Genomic DNA, 18,299 nt, shown 5'->3' on the forward strand with positions numbered 1-18,299 from the left:
GTATGATTTGTGCTTTGCCGAAAATTGTATGAACGAAGAAATTTTAAACTTTTCACAAGCTCATGCGGAGCCGAAATGGTTGCAAGAACTCCGTCTCAAATCAGCAGATACTTTCAATGAAATTCCGTTGCCATTTATCGAAAAAGTAAGACTTGAACGCTGGAAACTTGATGAATTTAAGCTGGCAGAGTCTCTTGAAACAGGAAATGTGCCAACATTCACAGAACTTCCTAATCACCCAATGCTTGTTCAAGTTGGTTCACAAACCATCATGGAACAAATTTCACCTGAGCTGGCTGACAAAGGCGTAATTTTCACGGATATTTCGTCAGCGCTGACAGAAATTCCAGAAGTAATGGAAAAATATTTTGCCAGTCTGGTAAATTTCAATGAAAACAAATTGACAGCATTAAATGTGGCTGCCTTTAACTCAGGTGTGGTTCTTTATGTTCCTGACCACGTTGAAGTGATGGAACCAATTGAAAATTTATTGTTCCATGATTCTGAAAGTGATTTGCCATTTTACAAGCATGTTTTGCTCGTTGTTGGGAAAAATAGTAAAGTTGAATACTTGGAACGTTTGCAGACGCTTGGCAAAGGCAAGGAAAAAATCAAAGCCAATGTGGTTGTAGAAGTCATTGCTGACAAAGGCGCGCAAGTTAAATTTTCTGCCATTGATGAATTGGGCAAACAGGTCACAGGATTTATTACCCGTCGCGGTTTGATTGGTGATTCTGCAAGTATTGACTGGTCAATTGGTGTCATGAATGACGGAGAAGTTGTTTCTGATTTTGACAGCGAGTTACGTGGTCAAGGTAGTCATTCCAATATTAAAGCAGTTGGGATTTCATCAGGCAAACAAACGCAAGTAGTTAACACGCGTGTGACCAATTATGGACGCAATTCAGTCGGTCATATTTTGCAAAATGGGGTCATTTTGGAAAGAGGAACGCTGACTTTCAACGGGATTGGTCACATTATTCATGGCGCATCTGGTGCTGATGCACAACAAGAAAGCCGTGTTTTGATGTTGACAGATAAAGGACGTGGCGATGCCAATCCAATCTTGCTGATTGATGAAAATGACGTTACCGCAGGCCATGCCGCATCTGTTGGACAAGTTGATGAAGAAGACTTATTCTATATGCAATCGCGTGGAATTGATGAAGAGACTGCTAAAAAATTAGTCATTCGTGGCTTCTTAGGATCAGTAGTTACTGAAATTCCAATCAAATCGGTGCGTGAAGAGTTTATTGCAACAATCGATAGAAAGCTGGACATCTGATGTTCGATGCTGAAAAAATTCGTCAGGATTTTCCAATATTAGATCAAGTCGTTAATGACGAAGCATTGTTCTATCTTGACAATGCAGCAACAACGCAAAAACCCTTGTCAGTACTGACAGCCTTGCGTGATTACTACGAAAGTGACAATGCAAACGTCCATCGCGGTGTTCACAGCCTGGCAGAACGAGCAACGGCTGCTTATGAAGCTTCACGTGAAAAAGTGCGTGCCTTTATCCATGCAAATTCGACAAAAGAAGTGCTTTTCACACGCGGAACGACAACTTCGCTCAATTGGGTCAGCAAGTTTGCTGAACAATGCCTGACGAAAGACGACGAAATCCTGATTTCCATTATGGAACATCATTCCAATCTAGTGCCTTGGCAACAAGTGGCTGATAAAACAGGTGCCACATTAAAATTTGTGGGCATCAAAAATGGCCAACTGGACATGGAAGATTTGAAAAACAAGCTGTCAGCAAAGACAAAATTTGTCAGTATGACGCAGGTTTCAAATGTTTTAGGCTGCATCAATCCCATCAAAGAAATTGCACAGCTGGCTCACCAAAATGGAGCTTATATGGTTGTTGACGGCGCTCAATCTACACCTCACATGCAAATTGATGTGCAAGATCTTGACGCTGATTTCTTTGCTTTTAGTGGACATAAAATGCTCGGCCCAACAGGAATTGGCGTTCTTTATGGAAAAGAAGAATTGCTCAATCAAATGGACCCTGTTGAATTTGGTGGCGAAATGATTGACTTTGTCTATCAAGATTATTCGACCTGGTCAGAATTGCCCTGGAAATTTGAGGCGGGAACGCCCAATATTGCGGGGAGTATTGGTTTGGGTGCTGCCATTGATTATCTGTCAGCGCTGACCATGCCTGCTGTTGAGGCGCATGAGCGTCAACTGATGGATTATTTAATGCCAAAACTTCGTGCCATTGATGGCTTGACCATTTATGGACCTGAGGATAATGCCAATCGCAGTAGCGTGATTGCTTTCAATCTTGAGGGCTTGCATCCACATGATTTGGCGACAGGGCTTGATATGGAGGGCGTCGCAGTCCGTGCGGGACATCATTGTGCGCAACCATTGATTGAGGTCTTAGAGACCAAAGTAGGAGCAACAGCGCGTGCCAGTTTTTATGTTTATAACACAAAAGCCGATTGTGATAAATTTGTAGAAGCGCTCCTTGCGACAAAAGCATTTTTTAGCTTTTAATCAAATAAAATATTAAAAAGGACAAGAAAATGTCACTTTCAAAACTAGATAATTTATACCGTGCAGTTATTCTTGACCATTCGGCTCATCCTAGACACGCGGGGCAATTAGCAACGGGTTGTCAGATTGATTTGAACAATCCAACCTGTGGTGATGTGATTCGACTGACGGTCGAATTTTCTGAGGATAAAATTAAAGATATTGCTTTTAGTGGGCACGGCTGCACAATCTCTACAGCTTCTGCGTCAATGATGACAGAAATTGTCATCGGAAAAAGTAAGGCTGAAGCACTTGATTTGGCGCACATCTTTTCTGACATGGTGACAGGTCAAGAGGACGACCGTCAAGAATTACTTGGCGATGCTCAATTTTTAGCAGGCGTCTCCAAATTTCCAGCCCGCGTCAAATGTTCGACATTGGCATGGAATGCCTTGAAGAAAGCATTGGACGATGACCAGGAAAAAGCAGAAGCAGTTGTCAGAGCTGACCATTAAAAGAGAAAACGAACAGGAAGGTAAATAATATGACTGAAGAAATCCCAGAGTTGGGAGAATATAAATTTGGCTTTCATGATAATGCTGAATTAGCATATACAACTGGACTTGGTCTGACTGAAGATGTCATTCGTGAAATCTCTGCAACCAAAAATGAACCAGAATGGATGCTTGATTTTCGTTTGAAATCATTTGAAGCATTCAAAAAAATTGATTTGCCAAAATGGGGGCCAGACTTAACAGAAATTGATTTCGACGACATCGTCTATTATCAAAAACCCTCAGCCAAAGCAGCAAGAAATTGGGACGATGTTCCAGAAGAAATTAAAGCTACCTTTGAGCGCATTGGTATTCCAGAAGCTGAACGTTCATATCTGGCGGGTGCATCTGCGCAGTATGAGTCAGAAGTGGTGTACCACAATATGAAAGAAGAATTTGAAAAATTGGGCATTATCTTTACGGATACTGACTCAGGACTTCGGGATTATCCTGAAATTTTCAAAAAATATTTTGCAAAATTGGTTCCGCCAACAGACAACAAATTGGCCGCTTTGAACTCAGCCGTTTGGTCAGGTGGCTCTTTTGTCTATGTGCCAAAAGGTGTCAAATGCGAAATCCCAATTCAAGCATACTTCCGGATTAATAATGAAAAATCAGGTCAATTTGAACGCACCTTGATTATTGTTGAAGAAGGTGGCTCAATTCAATACGTTGAAGGCTGTACAGCACCAACTTACAGTGCAAGTTCACTTCATGCGGCTGTCGTTGAAATCTTCGTTGAAGAAGGCGGCTATATGCGTTATTCAACCATTCAAAACTGGTCAGACAATGTCTATAATTTGGTAACGAAACGTGCCAAGGCAGAAGCCAATGCTACAGTTGAATGGGTGGACGGCAACCTCGGCTCACGTGTCTCAATGAAGTACCCATCCGTTTATTTGGATGGCCCTGGCGCACGCGGAACCATGCTTTCGATTGCTTTTGCGGGAGAAGGTCAAAACCAAGATACAGGTGCCAAAATGATCCATAATGCACCGAACACGTCAAGTTCTATCATCTCAAAATCCATTTCAAAAGGTGGAGGAGCCGTGAACTATCGTGGTCAAGTAAAATTTGGACCTAAATCTAAAAAATCAGCTTCCCACATTGAATGTGATACCATCATCATGGATAACATTTCCAAATCAGATACCGTACCATTCAATGAAATTCATAATTCACAAGTCGCACTTGAACATGAAGCAAAAGTATCAAAAATTTCAGAAGAACAACTCTACTATCTGATGAGTCGTGGCTTGACTGAAAAAGAAGCAACCGACATGATTATTATGGGCTTCATCGAACCCTTTACAAAAGAATTGCCAATGGAATATGCCGTCGAACTCAACCGTTTGATTTCATACTCTATGGAAGGTTCTATCGGTTAAGTAAAACAAACCCAGTCGTATCAAGGATTTAGAGACATCGAAATTTACAATACATCATGATAAAAAAGGTATACACGTTGTTCCATCCCATCCATAGGAGATTAAAATGAGGATTGAACTTAATAAGCTAGTAATGCTAAAATTGAAGAACGGCAAAACATACAAAGGTATGTTTACTGAGATTTTTCAAAAAGAAGACTGGGATACTGAAAAAGACCATTTTGGTTTTGAAGTTTATAATCAAAACGGTAATGGATATGAAATAGATCCAGATGATATTGAGTCCATCGAAAAATTAGCTGACTAATAATCAGAACAACATTATTAAAACGAGAAACGAGCGCTTTTCACACAAGATAAGTATGTTTACTTATTCGTGTGGAGGTGCTTTTTGCTTCTCGTTTTTCTTTTGGGAACGCATAGCGGGGCACAAATTACCTTAATGTCATACCTCCTTATGAATAAGTTTCAGATTACAGGCCCGTGGGTGCAACTCCTGCTGTTCCCATCCATATGAGCACACGTCAACTGCTCAAATAAAATCCAACGAGTTCGTAACTCGTAAAAGAAACGTGAGGAGAATAAAAATGAAACGTGAGGATTTGAAAAATCTCGGGCTAACTGATAACAGATTGATGATGGCATGGAGATGTACGGTTTTATAGATTGATTTTAACAAACCCAGGCGTATCAAGGATTTAGAGATTCGAAAAAAACTTTTTTATGAAAAAGAGCAGAAAATACAAAAACTCAAGTTCATTAGACTTGAGTTTTTTTGATACAAAAAAACACCTTTCGGTGTTCTTATTTCATCATAAGAAGCATTATTTAGCTTCTGCAGTTGCTTTAACTTCTGGTTTCACAACAGTTTTAACACCGACTTTGTCGAAGTGTTTGTTTCCGCCGCTTTTACGGTTACGTTTACCAGCTTTTCTTGATTTATAAGCCATTTTGGATTCCTTTCCTTATCTGAATGCCAAATTGGCACCATTTATTTCTTCATTTTATCATATTTACCCTTTTTTTTCAAGATTTGCGTTGGACAATAGAACAAACATGTCAAAATATGTTTTATTCTTTTCAAATGATTTTTTTTCAATAAAATATAAAAAAGGCTTTGAAATTTTATCAGTTACTGTTATAATTAAAGATGTGTGTTTTTAACAATAAAGTTAGGGGAAAAGATGGAACATACCTCGTCAGAAGCAGGATTTCGGAAGCTTTTAGCCAAAATTTGGCAATTTTTTTATTCAGATAAAGTTTTCTTGATTTCTTTCTTCATCGCACTTAATGCCATGGTCTTTGGCCAAGCGCATTTCACTACGGAATTTTTTGACTGGAAGGTCATCGCAACAGTTTTTGGGCTAATGCTTGTCATTGGTGGTTTTAGAGGATCAGGCTTGCTTCGTTATATCGGAGAAACCATGGTTAGTAAATCAAAAACGACAAGACAACTGGTTCGTTTTACGACAAATTTGACCTTTTTCTTGGCTGTTTTCTTTACAAATGACTTAACGATTTTGACCATGTTACCTTTGTATTTGTATATTACAAAGCATGTTGAAAATCGAAAAAGCGTTTATTTGGGAGCGGCATTCATTGTACCTGCTTGTCACATGGGTTCAACCTTGTTACCTTTTGGTAACCCGCACAACTTGTACGTGTACAATTTCTTCCACTTATCATCAAATAATTTGGAATTCTTCAAAGGAACTTTTCCAATGTGGATTTTAGGTTTGATTGTTTTAAACCTTGCTTGTTTATTGATTGATAAGGATCCCATTCATGTGGATACAAAACCTAAGAACTTCAATATTGTTGAGGTCATGGTTTTTGTGGCTTTGATGGTTTTGATGGCAACATCAGTCTTTACAAAAGTTGCAATTGGTGGAATTAATTTCTACTGGATTGCGACTGGGATTACAGCACTTATTGTCTTTTTATATAAGCGTGAATTGTTCAAAACGGCAGATTATCATTTGATTTTGACCTTCATGTGTTTCTTTATTATTGTTGGAAATCTTGTTGATATTCATCAAATCACAACTTTTGTTTCAAACATTGGTGCAACACCTCAAGGTGCTTTCTTAGGCACAGTCTTGATTAGTCAAGTGATTTCAAACATTTCATCAGCAGTCTTGATGTCGCCATTCACATCACACGGAATGGCCGTTCTTCTCGGTGCAGATGTCGGTGGTGTCGGAATGCTGACTGCTTCGATGGCAACTTTGATTGCTTATAAGGTCATCGTTGTTCAAGCACATGGCGAATTGGCAGGTTTTGCTAAATATTTTGCCTACTGTATGGTTGGTTTCTTGATTGTATTGACCTTACTTGGACTTCTTGTTGTTTCAGTAATTTAAGAATTGTAAGCTGGCTTTGCCAGTTTTTTTTGATTTAAAAATGTTTGTTCTTCGCAGTAAAAACGAGTATAATAAAGCAAATATCAGAAATTGGAGTGCTTATGGAAATCAGATTTGCAACAAAAAAAGATGCAGCAGCTTGCCTTGAAATTTATCGTCCTTACGTCGAAAAAACGGCCATTACTTTTGAATATGATGTTCCAAGCGTGACCGAATTTGCCAAAAGAATTGAAGCAACGGCTGCTGATTTTCCGTATTTTGTTGCCTTGGAAGAGGGCAAAATCATTGGCTACGCCTACGCGTCCCGTTATCGTGAACGCAAGGCTTATGATTGGGTTGTGGAGCTGTCGATTTATGTGGACGAAAATGAGCAACATCACGGAACTGGAAAAATTTTGTACAAAAAATTATTGTCAGCTCTGACAAAACTGAATTATCAGCGTGCTTATGCCTGCATCACTTATCCGAACGAAAACAGCGTGGCATTTCATGAACATCTTGGCTTTCATTGGATTGGCGTTTTTGAAAAATCAGGCTACAAGTTTGAACAATGGTGGGGCATTAGCTGGATGGACATTGAACTTCAAACAAGTGACGAAGTCAAGCCAGTCAAGCTTCTGTCAGCTCTGACAGAAGATGAAAAGAATGAATTATTATAAGACCGATAGGTCTTTTTTTGTTTGCAAAGCCCAGATAATGTCACTTATAGTTGACATTTGATTGAATAAATCATATACTCATTACAATACCAAAAAAGGAGTACTGAAATGAATGGCAAAAATTTTAAGTTGAAAGCGGAGCGAACACTCAATGGCATGACCCAACAAGAACTCGCAGACGCAGTGGGCGTAACCAGGCAAACGATTGTTGCGGTTGAGTCGGGAAAATACAATCCGACCATCAGTCTCTGCAGACAGATTTGCAAGGTACTTGGGAAAACGCTCGATGATTTGTTTTGGGTGGAGGATTAAAGGGGAGTAAAAATGGATAAGTTTGTGAAAAATAACAGGTCGATTTGGGGGATTATTCTTTTTCTAATCGGGCTTATTTGGGGACTTGGCGTTGGTTTTATATTGGATATTTGGTTGAACCCGATTGCGATAGCTTTAGTTGTCATCGGTGTACTTTTATATATTGCGAGTCTGAAAGTCAGTGAAGAGGATATGAAGGCTATTTTTTCTCGCACTTGGATTTATGATGAGCGCCAAAGAATGGTTCGGCATCAAGCCTATACGCATGGTTTCTTTATTCTTGCCGCGCTCGTTTATGTAGGGAGGATTATTCAGATTTTCAGTCCAAAGCTGGATCCAGATTATTTAATAGCCAGCATTGCTCTGACCTTCCTTATCATCATAGGCGAAATGATTTTACGCAATGCCTTTGAGAAAGAGTCAAGCAATATTCCTATCATGCCCTATGTATATGGCATATGTTTCGTGCTTGGTGTGGGTTTAATTGTGCTTGATTTTGTGCGGTTTGATTCTCGTTCAAATGACATTTTCTCAAGGTTTTTAGAGCTTTTTTGGGGAATTTATTTAGTAGAGTTTGGTTTGCTTTCGCTTGGGCGAAATCTGTGGAATAATAAGCATCAAAAAGACGATGATTACTCGGATGATTATGACCATAAAGAGGAACATCAAGAGAATGAAATATTTTTTTGACACTACCACTTGTTTGTCTGACAGAATTAAGAAATGCTTGAAAGACCGTTAGGTCTTTTTTTGTCAAAAAAAAAAATAAGTCACATATAATTGACTTTTAGAATGATATATCATATAATGTACGCAAAAGAATAGAAAAATAAAGTGAGCGAATGGCGAATAAGAATTTGAAATTAAAGGCGGCACGTACTCTGCTTGGCTTGACGCAAAATGATTTGGCCGAACGTGTGGGCGTGACTAGGCAAACCATCGTTGCGGTGGAGTCTGGTAACTATAATCCGACCATCAGCCTCTGTCTTGATATTTGCAAGGTTTTGGGAAAGACATTGGATGATTTATTTTGGCCGGACACATCAGCATGAAAGGAAAATGCGATGAAAAAATATTTTAAAAATCAGTTATCTCTTGTTGGCGGCACTTTTGTGGTTATCGGTGTCATTTGGATGATTATTTTCGGTGGACTGTTGGGTTTTTGGTTCAATCCCATCGCAATCCTGCTGATGTTTGTGGGCCTTATTTGTTTTGCCATAGGACAGAAGCGGGCGCAAACTTTTGAAATGCCCTACTCAAAAAAGTTTGATGAACGGCAACGCATGGTGAGGGGAAAGGTATTCACACACGGCTTTCTTCTGTTTGCCCTTGTCAATTTGATTGGAATTTCCTTGTTGACTTTGGATTATAAAATGGCTCGGATGGTGTTCATCGGTGGCTTTTGTCTGGTCTTTTTCATAGTACTTGGCGAACTGATTTTGCGTGGCGCATATCAAAAACGTGGCGTGGGTTGGGCATATCATCCGCGTTGGTATATTTTTTATATCTTTTTGGGTCTTCTTTTCTTTCATATGTTCAGACAGTCTTTAAGGCTATCAGGTACATTGGATTTTAACAGTTTTGCTCAGCTATTTGACAGTATTATTTTTCTTGAGGTTGGTATTCTTTCTTCTGCGAAATATCTGTGGGATAAAAAGCATTAAAAATTCCCAGATATGAGAATAAATCGAGAATTGCCTTATTCTATGGTAAAATAAAGGCAAGAATTAAAAGATAAAAGGGGATAGGATGACCTTAAAAATTGAAAATATCACCAAACGTTTTGGAGAAAAAATTGCGGTCGAAGCTTTGTCAATGCAAGTTGAACCAGGGCAAATTTTGGGACTTATCGGACAAAATGGGGCAGGAAAAACAACGACTTTTCGCATGATTTTGAAATTCATCAGTGCTGACACAGGCTCAATCAGTTGGAACGGTGGCCCAATTACGCAAGAAGTCAAGCAAAAAATCGGCTTTTTACCTGAAGAACGTGGCCTCTACCAAAAGATGACCGTTGAAGACCAAATTTTGTATTTTGCGGAGTTGCACGGCATGAAACGTTCAGACGCACGTATCAAATTGGCCGACTGGATGAAACGACTTGAAGTTGTTGGAAAACCGACAGACAAAGTACAGACCTTGTCAAAAGGAAATGCCCAAAAGGTTCAATTTATCGCAACATTGCTTCATGAGCCAGAATTTCTTATTTTGGATGAACCATTTACAGGACTAGATCCGGTCAACACGGAACTCTTGCGCAATGAAATCAAACGCAGTCGTGATAATGGTGCAGCGGTAATTTTCTCAAATCACAACATGAGTGATGTGGAACTTTTATCAGATCAACTTTTGATGTTGAAAGCAGGAAAAACAATCCTTCATGGCAGTGTTCAAGCCATTCGCGAAAGCTATGGACGCACGCGAATTTATCTGGAGTCGCCAGTCACGGATGACGAAATCAAGGCAATCGCTGGTGTAAGGTCAGTCGAAAAACAAAGTTCTGGCCGTTTAATCACCATTTCGGAAGCTGAAATTGGCCGTCAGATTTTCCAAAAAGTCGCCGAAAATGGCTACGTGCAAGCTTTTGTTCAAGCACCACCGTCTTTAGATGAGATTTTCCGACTGGAAGTCGCCACTGTGGACAAGGAAGAAAGTCATGGAGGAACCTTATAAAATGAAGCATCAAACTTGGCTTGTCGCCAAAAATATTTATCGGAGTCGAATTAAAGGTGCAGGATTTTGGGCATTGGTCGTTTCTCCTTTCCTACTTGCTGCTGTTTATTTAATCATTGGACTGATTGTATCTTCTGGTGTCAATGCTACGCCACAAATTGCAGTTGTCAATGAACCCGCCTTGAGACAGGTTTTGCAAGCTGACAAAAATCTGAAAGTGGATTTGACGGATGTCAGTGATGAAGCCAGTGCCAAAACAAAATTAACTGACGGAAAAATTGATGGTTATTTGACCATCAATTCGGGAGCTTATACCATTGTTACCAGCAGTAAAACTGCTGTCAAAGTTGATCAGACTGCCTTTCAGTCAGCGCTGACAGAAATTAAAATCAGCCAAACAGCTAAAAAATTGGGCTTGTCAGCTGCTGATGTGCAAAGTTTATTGACGCCAGCGTCGCTTCAAATGCAAACTCAGACGACCACAGGAAAAACAAGTGGTGGCGATGATCGTGCTGGCGCTAATATTGCGGTTGGAACCATCGCATCAGTCTTGATTTTTGTGCTTTTGATGATGTATGTCGGCATTATTGGACAAGAAATCGGGAACGAAAAATCAAGTCGTATCATGGAAACTTTGCTGGCAGCGACCAGCTCAAATGTTCAATATTATGGAAAAATCATCGGAGTCATTCTACTAGCACTGACGCAAATCGCAATCTATGTAGTTGGCTTTAGTATCGCTTATCCATTTATCAAAACACAAGACGCAGTCAAACAAATCCAAAGCATGCTGTTAGGCATTGATGTTGGTTTTGGGATATATCTTATTTTGATGGCTTTGGTCGGCATTTTAGGCTATTTGTTCCTTGCCTCAATCGTCGCCTCTTTAGTTAATGAACAAGCACAGGTGCAACAGGCCACACAACCGATTGCCTTTCTTTCAATGATTGGTTACATTGGCGGAATTGCTGGTGCAGCTGTTCCAGGAAATCTGGTTTTGAAAATCTTGAGTTTTGTCCCATTTGTCAGTCCAACCTTGATGACTTCACGTTTTGCCATTCAATATTCGACCACGGCTGAAGCATGGACAGCGCTTGGCTTGCAACTTGTGGCAACCATTTTGGTGGCTAAAGCAGGTGAGAAAATTTACGCCAGAAATGTTTTGTCTTATAGTGATGAAAAGATTATTACACAGTTGTTCATAAATATAAGGGGTAAAGAAATCAAATCGCAGAAAAATACTTCAAAAAATCAAACTTGGAAACAAAGAAAATTACAACCTTGGCGGATTATTTTGGCTATCCTTATCATTATCTTGATTATTTTGTTCAAATTTTTCTTCAAATAAAATCTAAAACCAGTGATTATTCATTGGTTTTTTCGTACTAAAAAGTATGGAAAAACTCATTCAATGGTTACAAAACCACCAAAAAATGCTGGTCATGTCAGCAGTCGTTTTTATCGCAGTCGGAATTTTTTACTTTGTCAGTTCTGACAAGCCCGCAACGACGCTTTCTGTGGACGATTTATACGCTGTCAGCACTGACAGAAGTAGTAAGCTGGATAAAACGCAGTCCTCGCAGGAAAAAAGTGCAAACACTAGGATTAAAGTGGATCTGAAGGGCGTGGTCAAAGCTCCAAAAGTGTACGAACTTTCAAGCGAAAGTCGGGTCAATGACCTGATCCAAATGGCAGGCGGTTTTATGTCTGACGCCGATCAAAATAGTGTCAATTTAGCTTCAAAGCTGAAAGATGAAGCAGTGATTTATGTGGCAAGCAAAGGTGAAAATCAGTCTGTTCTGACCAATTCAAGCGGACAATCTCAGGCAGCTGCTTCAAATCTTGAAAGCAGTCAAAAGGAAAAGGTTAATATCAATACAGCCGATGCAACGACTTTGCAGACTTTGAGTGGCATTGGGAGTAAAAAAGCACAAGATATCATTGACTATCGCACTCAAAATGGAAATTTTAAAACGGTTGACGAGTTAGGAAAAGTCAGCGGTTTTGGCAGTAAAACATTAGAAAAATTGAAAGATTTGATTACGATTGATGAATAAAATTCATTTTCCGCTTATTTATCTGGCTTATTTATTGCTGTTGATTTATTTTAGTATTTTCAGTTTTCAAATTCCCTTACTATTTTTACTTGTTTTTTCGCTGATTTTTCCAATAAAAAAGAGACAGTATCTTGTCCTACTTGTTTTGACCTGCTTTTCTGCATATTTTTTCTGGGTCAAACAGGTTGCCGCCTTTGAAAAAGCACATCAACCGACTCAAATAAGTCAGATTAGTCCCATGATTGATAGCTTGCAGTTAAACGGCAATCAACTTAGCTTTCAGGCAAGCTCTGACCACCATAAGTTCCAAGTCTATTATCTCTTGAAAACAGAAGCTGAAAAAAAATACTTTCAAAAACTTGATAAAAATTGTGAACTGACGGTAGAGGCAAGTCTCTCAGTTCCTGAGACACAACGCAATTTCAATGGTTTTGATAATCAAAAATTTTTGGCAACAAAAGGCATTTATCGGCAAATCAAAATCGAAAAAATTATTCGTATTCGAGAAAATGAGCGCCTCAATTTGCGCCGTCTGCGCCGACAAGCCATTGTCCATATTCAAACGCATTTTTCTCCAAGAGTAGCAACTTATATGACAGGGCTTTTATTGGGTTATTTACCGAAAGAGTTTAGCGAAATATCTAGAATGCTCAGCAGTCTTGGTATCATTCATTTATTCGCACTCAGTGGCATGCATGTCAACTTTTTTGTAGATAAAATCAGGAAAATTCTCCTGCGTTGTGGCTTGACGCAAGAAACGGTCAAAATTCTGCTTTTGCCCTTGTGCTTTTTTTATGGTGCCATGGCTGGATTTTCTGTCTCAGTCATCCGAGCCTTGATACAAAAAAATCTTTCTTTTAAAAGCTTAGACAATCTGGCAATGGCGCTAATGATAGTCATGCTTTTGATGCCGTCAAGTTTGTTAACTGTTGGCGGCCAACTGACCTTTTTTTACGCCTTTGCACTTGCCATGTTGCAGGGAAAATTTGTCGGAAAAAATAAGATGATCAATAGTCTGGCTACGGGAAGTGTTTTGTCAGTACTGACATTGCCCCTATTGGTTGTCCAGTTTCATGTTTTTCAACCCTTGTCGATACTTTTGACTTTTGTATTCGGAATGTGTTTTGAACTTCTGATTTTGCCACTTTTATTTATTGCCTTTGCTCTTTCATTTCTTGGTTTATTTTTGCCTATTGACTTTATTTTTCAAGGCTTTGAAAAAATACTTGCTTTTCTTGATGGACTCTTTCATTATCCAATGGTTTTTGGGACGCTTCAAAATTGGCAATTTTTGTTGCTTCTCATTTGTATTGGTTTGTTAGTTGATTTTTGGCGGCAAAAAATGAAACGTCGGTTGCTCATTTTGGCTCTTTCTATTCTCTTCATTTCTGGTAAATATCCTCTATTTCCAAGTATTACAATGATTGATGTGGGACAGGGCGACAGCATCCTTTTGCAAGACAGTTTCAATCGACACACCATTTTGATCGATACAGGTGGAAAAGTAACATTTGAACAGCCAGACAAGTGGCAGCAGGCAAGCCAGAAAAGCAATGCTGAAAACACACTTATTCCATATCTTCAAGCTGCGGGAATTGGTAAAATTGATCAGTTGATTTTGACCCATACAGACGATGACCATGTTGGCGATTTTGTTAAACTGGCGGATAAAATAAAAATAAAAGAAGTCTGTGTCAGTGAGGGAGAACTGAGCAATCCTTCATTTATCAAAAAATTAAAGCAAGCTAATAATATTAAGGTGAGACTTCTGAAAATGGGCGATCAACTTCCTATTTTTGATGGACATTTGCAGATTTTGTCTGCTGGATTCACTAAAAAAGGTGATAATAATGATTCTGTCATCACTTACGGCAATTTTTTTGGCAGTCGATTTTTATTTACAGGGGATTTAGAAAAAGAGGGCGAGAGTGAATTGCTCAAAGCCTATCCTCACTTGAAAGTTGATGTTTTAAAGGTGGGACATCATGGTAGCAAGTCAAGTTCATCTGTTGATTTTATTCAAAAAATACAGCCAAAACTGGCTTTGATTTCTGTGGGCAAAAACAACCGCTACAAACATCCTAATCAAGAAACGCTGGCTACCTTGGATCGTCAGCGGGTCGAAATCCTTCGAACAGATGAAAATGGAAGTATAAAACTAATAAAAAAATTAAAAAAATGGAAAATATTGACAGTAAAATGATATAATTTATCAAAGATAAAAATTAGCCCAGCGCCTCGGTGTGACATCAGTGTCATACGACAGGCGCGTTTATACTATCCCAACTAAAAAGGCATTATTTTTAGTCGGTCCAGTAGAGGATAACAAAGAAGGAGTAACAATTGGCACTTATAAATCTTGAATACTTTAGTGAAGTTCTTGGCATGAACCGTAATGTTAAAATTATTTATCCTGAAGCCAGTAAGGTAGAACAGTTTACAGGAGAGGACATTCCTGTTTTGTATCTGCTCCATGGTATGTCAGGAAATGAAAATTCATGGCTTAATCGTTCTGGAATTGAACGTTTGGTTCGTAAAACCAATCTTGCCATCGTGATGCCTTCTACAGATTTGGGCTTCTACATCAATACGACTTATGGAATGAACTATTTTGATGCGACAGCGATTGAGTTGCCTCAAGTCATTCATAACTTTTTCCCAAATTTGTCAACCAAACGCGAGAAAAATTTTATTGCAGGGCTGTCTATGGGAGGCTACGGCGCTTTCCGTTTGGCTTTAGGGACTGATCAATTCAGCTATGCGGCAAGCCTCTCAGGCGTCCTTACATTCGATGGTATGGAGGGTCATTTGAACGATAGTGAAGCGAGCGCAGCCTATTGGGGCGGTTTATTTGGAAGTTTTGAGCAATTTAAGGGGTCAGAAAATGAAATCTTGACCTTGGCTGAAAACTACCCAACGGAAAAACCAAAACTTTACGCGTGGTGTGGTAAACAAGATGGGCTCTTCTTAGGCAATGAATATGTAGCAAGTCAACTCAAAAAATTGAATTATGACTTGACTTACGAAAGTTCAGACGGCATTCACGAATGGTATTATTGGACAAAAAAAATCGAAAGCGTTCTGGAATGGCTTCCTATTGATTATGTTCAAGAAGAAAGAGCAATATAAAAAAGATTTGGCATTGCCAAATCTTTTTTTAATTCACATAATTTTCAAGATAGGGAAGATTATAAATCATAATTAAATTGTCGATAATGTCGATAACGCCCTCTTCTTTGAGGTCATGGATAATCCGATTGACGCTTGTTCGGGTAGAGATACCACAAAAATTGGCGATGTCTTCGTTTGTAATTGCGAAATTGATGAGGATGCCGTCTTTTTTCTGAATTCCAAAGCTATCAATCAAATTATAAATGCAAACGCAAACGGCGCCTTTTTTACCATTGGTCATCATTTTCTGCAAAATTTCAAGAAAAGAAGACAATCTGAACTGATAAAACTCATCAACAATTCTAAGAAGTTCAACGTCAGCGCTGACCCATTCCCAAAAAGCTTTCCGTGGCACTCTGTAAAAGGTTGCCTCCTCGGTTTCAACGCGAACATTGAATAAGGCGAAAACATTATTGGTCTGCTTGTTTTCGAGTAAAGAAATGAAATCGGGTTCGGTCACATAAGCGATATTAAATTCGCGTCCGTCCCGCAAGATATTGCTGATTTTGGCAACACCTTCTTTTAAAATGTAAATGTATTCTGACTCGATGCCTTGATACATGACATAGGTATGTTTTTTTCTGGTTACTGTCCCGATCTGCTTTTCTTGTAGCATTTCCATCAAGTAATTGAAATTTTGAAGCATTGAATTATCTTTCTAATACTGTTTAACTTATAAAAAAACGTTAAAAATTGCTTCGCTGTCGATGCTCGCTACACGAACAAGTTCGTTAGTCGCAGTCGCAAAGTTTGCGTTTTACGCATAAAACATTTGTCGGTTTGCTTAGTGACTAAAGTCGCAAGAGCAAAACGCAAACCATCTCTGCGCTTACGCAAGGCAGTATATCTGCAGTTGCCATTTGGCGTTGTTGCTTCAGCAACTTACAGCCAATGGACAGCGTAGTAATCTAATAAAAATACTTTCAGTATTTTTAAAGATGAACTAGTATAAGCGCTCAATTTGCCGTCTTTTTTGTTCTTAATTATACACCTTTTATGGCTTAAGCTCTCTTGTTTTGTTTCTTACCATGAATCAAGTAATAAATGACCCAAACGATAAGGACTGCTGGGGCGCTATAGAGATAGAGATTTTGGAAACCTTTCATGCCATGGCCAAGCATGGGAATCAAGGCACCCAAAATGATTGGACCGCCACCAACACCTAAATCCAGAAAGCCAAAGAAAGTAGAAGTAGCAACGCCAATGCGTTCTTTGTTTGAATCACGAATTGCAACAGCTTGACCAAACGGTGCAACACCACCATAACCGAGACCAAAAGCGCTCCCTGCGACTAATAAAATCATAAACGCCGTTGCTGGCGTAAAGAAACCTGCAATTCCGACAAGAAGCATGGCTACCGCAAAGAAAAAGAAGGTAGGGTGCCAAACCCAGTTATCGCCTTTTGTATCAAAAATCCGTCCGGTAAATGGGCGTGAGAGGAAGATGAAAATGGCGTACATCGTAAAGAATAAAGAACCTGCCAGTGGAATTTTGAGGTCTGTTGAGAAAGTTCCCATTCCTGTTAAAATGGCCGAATCAATGAAACCAGCAAGAAAGGCAACGATTGAAATTGGCAGAGCTGATTTTTCAATGTAACGATTAAGTCCTTGCGGTTGATTTTGGAGGGCATGAATTCGTTCTGCTTCGGATAATTCTTTAACATGAACGAAGAAAATCAAAACAAAAGTTAATGCTAATAAAGCAAGTGCAATTCCCAAAAGGACATTAAAACCAAAATCAGAATAAATCATAATCGATAAGGCAGGACCAACTGCAGCCGCCAATGTGACGGATAAGGCATAGTAGCCAATTCCTTCACCACGACGGCGCGCCGGAACCACATGACCGGCAATGGTTCCAGAAGCGGTCGCACCGATTCCGAAACCAGCCCCTTGAATGATTCGGATTAAGAAAAGGAGTGGGATATTTGTCGTTAAATAATAACCAAATGTCAAAACGAGAAAAATAATGCCACCAATATAAAGCAGCTTTTTCATTCCCAGTTTGGTAATGGAAAGGCCAGTCCAGACATGGCCAATCAAAGCCCCAATGACAAAAATACTTGATAATGACAAACTAATAACTGTTGACTGATGCAGTTGAACAAGTGCGTAAGTTCCGATTGAAGAAGTCAGAACGTAAAAGACGATGTAAAATAAAAAGCTGATAAGCGTATTTATAATGAAAGTAGGGGTAAAGATACTTTCTTTTTTCATGATGTTTCCATTTCTATTGAGGTGGCTTTTGCCTGTTTTTTCCTATTTAATTGACATAAAAAAAATTGTCAGAGCTGACAGATTTTTTTAGTTGTTGACTTGTTTGATATTTCTGACCACAAAAGCAAAAGTATTATCGTCGGTTGTCATAAAGCCTTGATGTGCATTGACATAGGAAATCGCACTATTGATATTATCAAATTCCCGGATAACACTAGGGATATTTGCATCTCCCATATAATCACAAGCTGCATCTTCTTCGAAACTAGAAAGACCTTTAAATTCAAATCTCATTGTATTGACTCCAATATTTATAATTTTCGTTGTTTACTCTGTAACTGTGACGAGTTCACCAGCGAATGTTCATATTTTATAAAAAAATTGGACATTCTTCCACAACATTATTGAATATTAAA

At 39.0% G+C, this 18,299-nt stretch carries 21 protein-coding genes; 17 read left to right on the forward strand and 4 right to left on the reverse strand.

The annotated features are described in order from the left end of the window. The first annotated feature begins 28 nt into the window (after window positions 1-28). From sufD to GHI45_RS00770, 6 genes are read left to right on the forward strand one after another with little or no spacing between them, the layout of a single operon-like run. Entirely contained in the window at window positions 29-1,285 is a 1,257-nt protein-coding gene (sufD, locus tag GHI45_RS00745; protein ID WP_147779246.1) for a Fe-S cluster assembly protein SufD, read from the forward strand. Further along, on the forward strand, window positions 1,285-2,511 hold the full coding sequence (locus tag GHI45_RS00750) for a cysteine desulfurase (RefSeq protein ID WP_147779247.1): 1,227 nt from the start codon (window positions 1,285-1,287) through the stop codon (window positions 2,509-2,511). The genes sufD and GHI45_RS00750 overlap by 1 nt, the downstream gene beginning before the upstream one ends. Window positions 2,512-2,540: 29 nt before the next feature. Then, a complete protein-coding gene (gene sufU / locus GHI45_RS00755) occupies window positions 2,541-3,005 on the forward strand; it encodes a Fe-S cluster assembly sulfur transfer protein SufU (RefSeq protein ID WP_147779248.1) in 465 nt (154 codons plus the stop codon). 29 nt (window positions 3,006-3,034) lie between these two features. Continuing rightward, window positions 3,035-4,432 (forward strand): Fe-S cluster assembly protein SufB, encoded by a 1,398-nt coding sequence (gene sufB, locus GHI45_RS00760; protein WP_147779249.1) that lies wholly within the window; start codon window positions 3,035-3,037, stop codon window positions 4,430-4,432. Between the two features lie 19 nt (window positions 4,433-4,451). Then, window positions 4,452-4,529, forward strand: coding sequence for a polymorphic toxin type 50 domain-containing protein (locus tag GHI45_RS11545; protein WP_147779454.1), 78 nt, complete (start codon window positions 4,452-4,454; stop codon window positions 4,527-4,529). A 9-nt stretch (window positions 4,530-4,538) separates the two neighbouring features. Beyond that, complete coding sequence (locus GHI45_RS00770; protein ID WP_147779250.1) at window positions 4,539-4,739, forward strand: hypothetical protein; 201 nt, start codon at window positions 4,539-4,541, stop codon at window positions 4,737-4,739. 517 nt (window positions 4,740-5,256) lie between these two features. Here the strand turns inward: GHI45_RS00770 and GHI45_RS11465 are convergent. Then, on the reverse strand, window positions 5,257-5,382 hold the full coding sequence (locus GHI45_RS11465; RefSeq protein WP_255471376.1) for a hypothetical protein: 126 nt from the start codon (window positions 5,380-5,382) through the stop codon (window positions 5,257-5,259). A gap of 234 nt (window positions 5,383-5,616) precedes the next feature. Here GHI45_RS11465 and GHI45_RS00775 point away from each other — a divergent pair, with 234 nt between their 5' ends. The 11 genes from GHI45_RS00775 to GHI45_RS00825 all read left to right on the forward strand — a co-directional run bounded on the left by GHI45_RS00775 (window position 5,617) and on the right by GHI45_RS00825 (window position 15,625). Further along, window positions 5,617-6,795 carry an SLC13 family permease gene (locus GHI45_RS00775; RefSeq protein WP_147779251.1) on the forward strand — a complete coding sequence of 393 codons (1,179 nt, stop codon included), beginning with the start codon at window positions 5,617-5,619 and terminating at the stop codon, window positions 6,793-6,795. A gap of 101 nt (window positions 6,796-6,896) precedes the next feature. Beyond that, window positions 6,897-7,454, forward strand: a complete 558-nt coding sequence (locus GHI45_RS00780; RefSeq protein WP_147779252.1) for a GNAT family N-acetyltransferase — start codon at window positions 6,897-6,899, stop codon at window positions 7,452-7,454. Window positions 7,455-7,562: 108 nt separating this feature from the next. Further along, window positions 7,563-7,766 carry a helix-turn-helix transcriptional regulator gene (locus GHI45_RS00785; RefSeq protein WP_147779253.1) on the forward strand — a complete coding sequence of 68 codons (204 nt, stop codon included), beginning with the start codon at window positions 7,563-7,565 and terminating at the stop codon, window positions 7,764-7,766. Between the two features lie 12 nt (window positions 7,767-7,778). Continuing rightward, window positions 7,779-8,456 (forward strand): hypothetical protein, encoded by a 678-nt coding sequence (locus tag GHI45_RS00790; RefSeq protein WP_147779254.1) that lies wholly within the window; start codon window positions 7,779-7,781, stop codon window positions 8,454-8,456. Window positions 8,457-8,608: 152 nt separating this feature from the next. After that, complete coding sequence (locus GHI45_RS00795) at window positions 8,609-8,818, forward strand: helix-turn-helix transcriptional regulator (RefSeq protein ID WP_147779255.1); 210 nt, start codon at window positions 8,609-8,611, stop codon at window positions 8,816-8,818. 12 nt (window positions 8,819-8,830) lie between these two features. Continuing rightward, window positions 8,831-9,430: a hypothetical protein gene (locus tag GHI45_RS00800; RefSeq protein WP_147779256.1), complete on the forward strand. Its 600-nt coding sequence runs from the start codon at window positions 8,831-8,833 to the stop codon at window positions 9,428-9,430. Window positions 9,431-9,515: 85 nt separating this feature from the next. Continuing rightward, the gene (locus GHI45_RS00805) at window positions 9,516-10,439 is read left to right on the forward strand and encodes an ABC transporter ATP-binding protein (RefSeq protein ID WP_147779257.1); all 924 of its coding nucleotides are present in this window, start codon (window positions 9,516-9,518) and stop codon (window positions 10,437-10,439) included. Continuing rightward, the gene (locus GHI45_RS00810) at window positions 10,423-11,787 is read left to right on the forward strand and encodes an ABC transporter permease (protein ID WP_228385978.1); all 1,365 of its coding nucleotides are present in this window, start codon (window positions 10,423-10,425) and stop codon (window positions 11,785-11,787) included. Before GHI45_RS00805 ends, GHI45_RS00810 begins: the two co-directional genes overlap by 17 nt. A gap of 46 nt (window positions 11,788-11,833) precedes the next feature. Beyond that, window positions 11,834-12,496, forward strand: a complete 663-nt coding sequence (locus tag GHI45_RS00815; protein WP_147779258.1) for a helix-hairpin-helix domain-containing protein — start codon at window positions 11,834-11,836, stop codon at window positions 12,494-12,496. Beyond that, the gene (locus GHI45_RS00820; RefSeq protein ID WP_147779456.1) at window positions 12,489-14,699 is read left to right on the forward strand and encodes a DNA internalization-related competence protein ComEC/Rec2; all 2,211 of its coding nucleotides are present in this window, start codon (window positions 12,489-12,491) and stop codon (window positions 14,697-14,699) included. The genes GHI45_RS00815 and GHI45_RS00820 overlap by 8 nt, the downstream gene beginning before the upstream one ends. 140 nt (window positions 14,700-14,839) lie before the next feature. Continuing rightward, complete coding sequence (locus GHI45_RS00825; protein ID WP_147779259.1) at window positions 14,840-15,625, forward strand: alpha/beta hydrolase family protein; 786 nt, start codon at window positions 14,840-14,842, stop codon at window positions 15,623-15,625. 28 nt (window positions 15,626-15,653) lie between these two features. Here GHI45_RS00825 and GHI45_RS00830 read toward each other — a convergent pair whose 3' ends face one another. From GHI45_RS00830 to GHI45_RS00840, 3 genes are all read right to left on the reverse strand, one after another. Beyond that, entirely contained in the window at window positions 15,654-16,313 is a 660-nt protein-coding gene (locus GHI45_RS00830) for a Crp/Fnr family transcriptional regulator (RefSeq protein ID WP_147779260.1), read from the reverse strand. 355 nt (window positions 16,314-16,668) lie between these two features. Next, window positions 16,669-17,883: an MFS transporter gene (locus GHI45_RS00835; protein ID WP_147779261.1), complete on the reverse strand. Its 1,215-nt coding sequence runs from the start codon at window positions 17,881-17,883 to the stop codon at window positions 16,669-16,671. Between the two features lie 87 nt (window positions 17,884-17,970). Then, window positions 17,971-18,177, reverse strand: a complete 207-nt coding sequence (locus tag GHI45_RS00840; RefSeq protein ID WP_147779262.1) for a hypothetical protein — start codon at window positions 18,175-18,177, stop codon at window positions 17,971-17,973. Window positions 18,178-18,299 lie beyond the last annotated feature (122 nt).

The sequence above is a fragment of the Lactococcus sp. dk101 genome (genome assembly GCF_009601055.1).
Lineage (GTDB): Bacteria > Bacillota > Bacilli > Lactobacillales > Streptococcaceae > Lactococcus.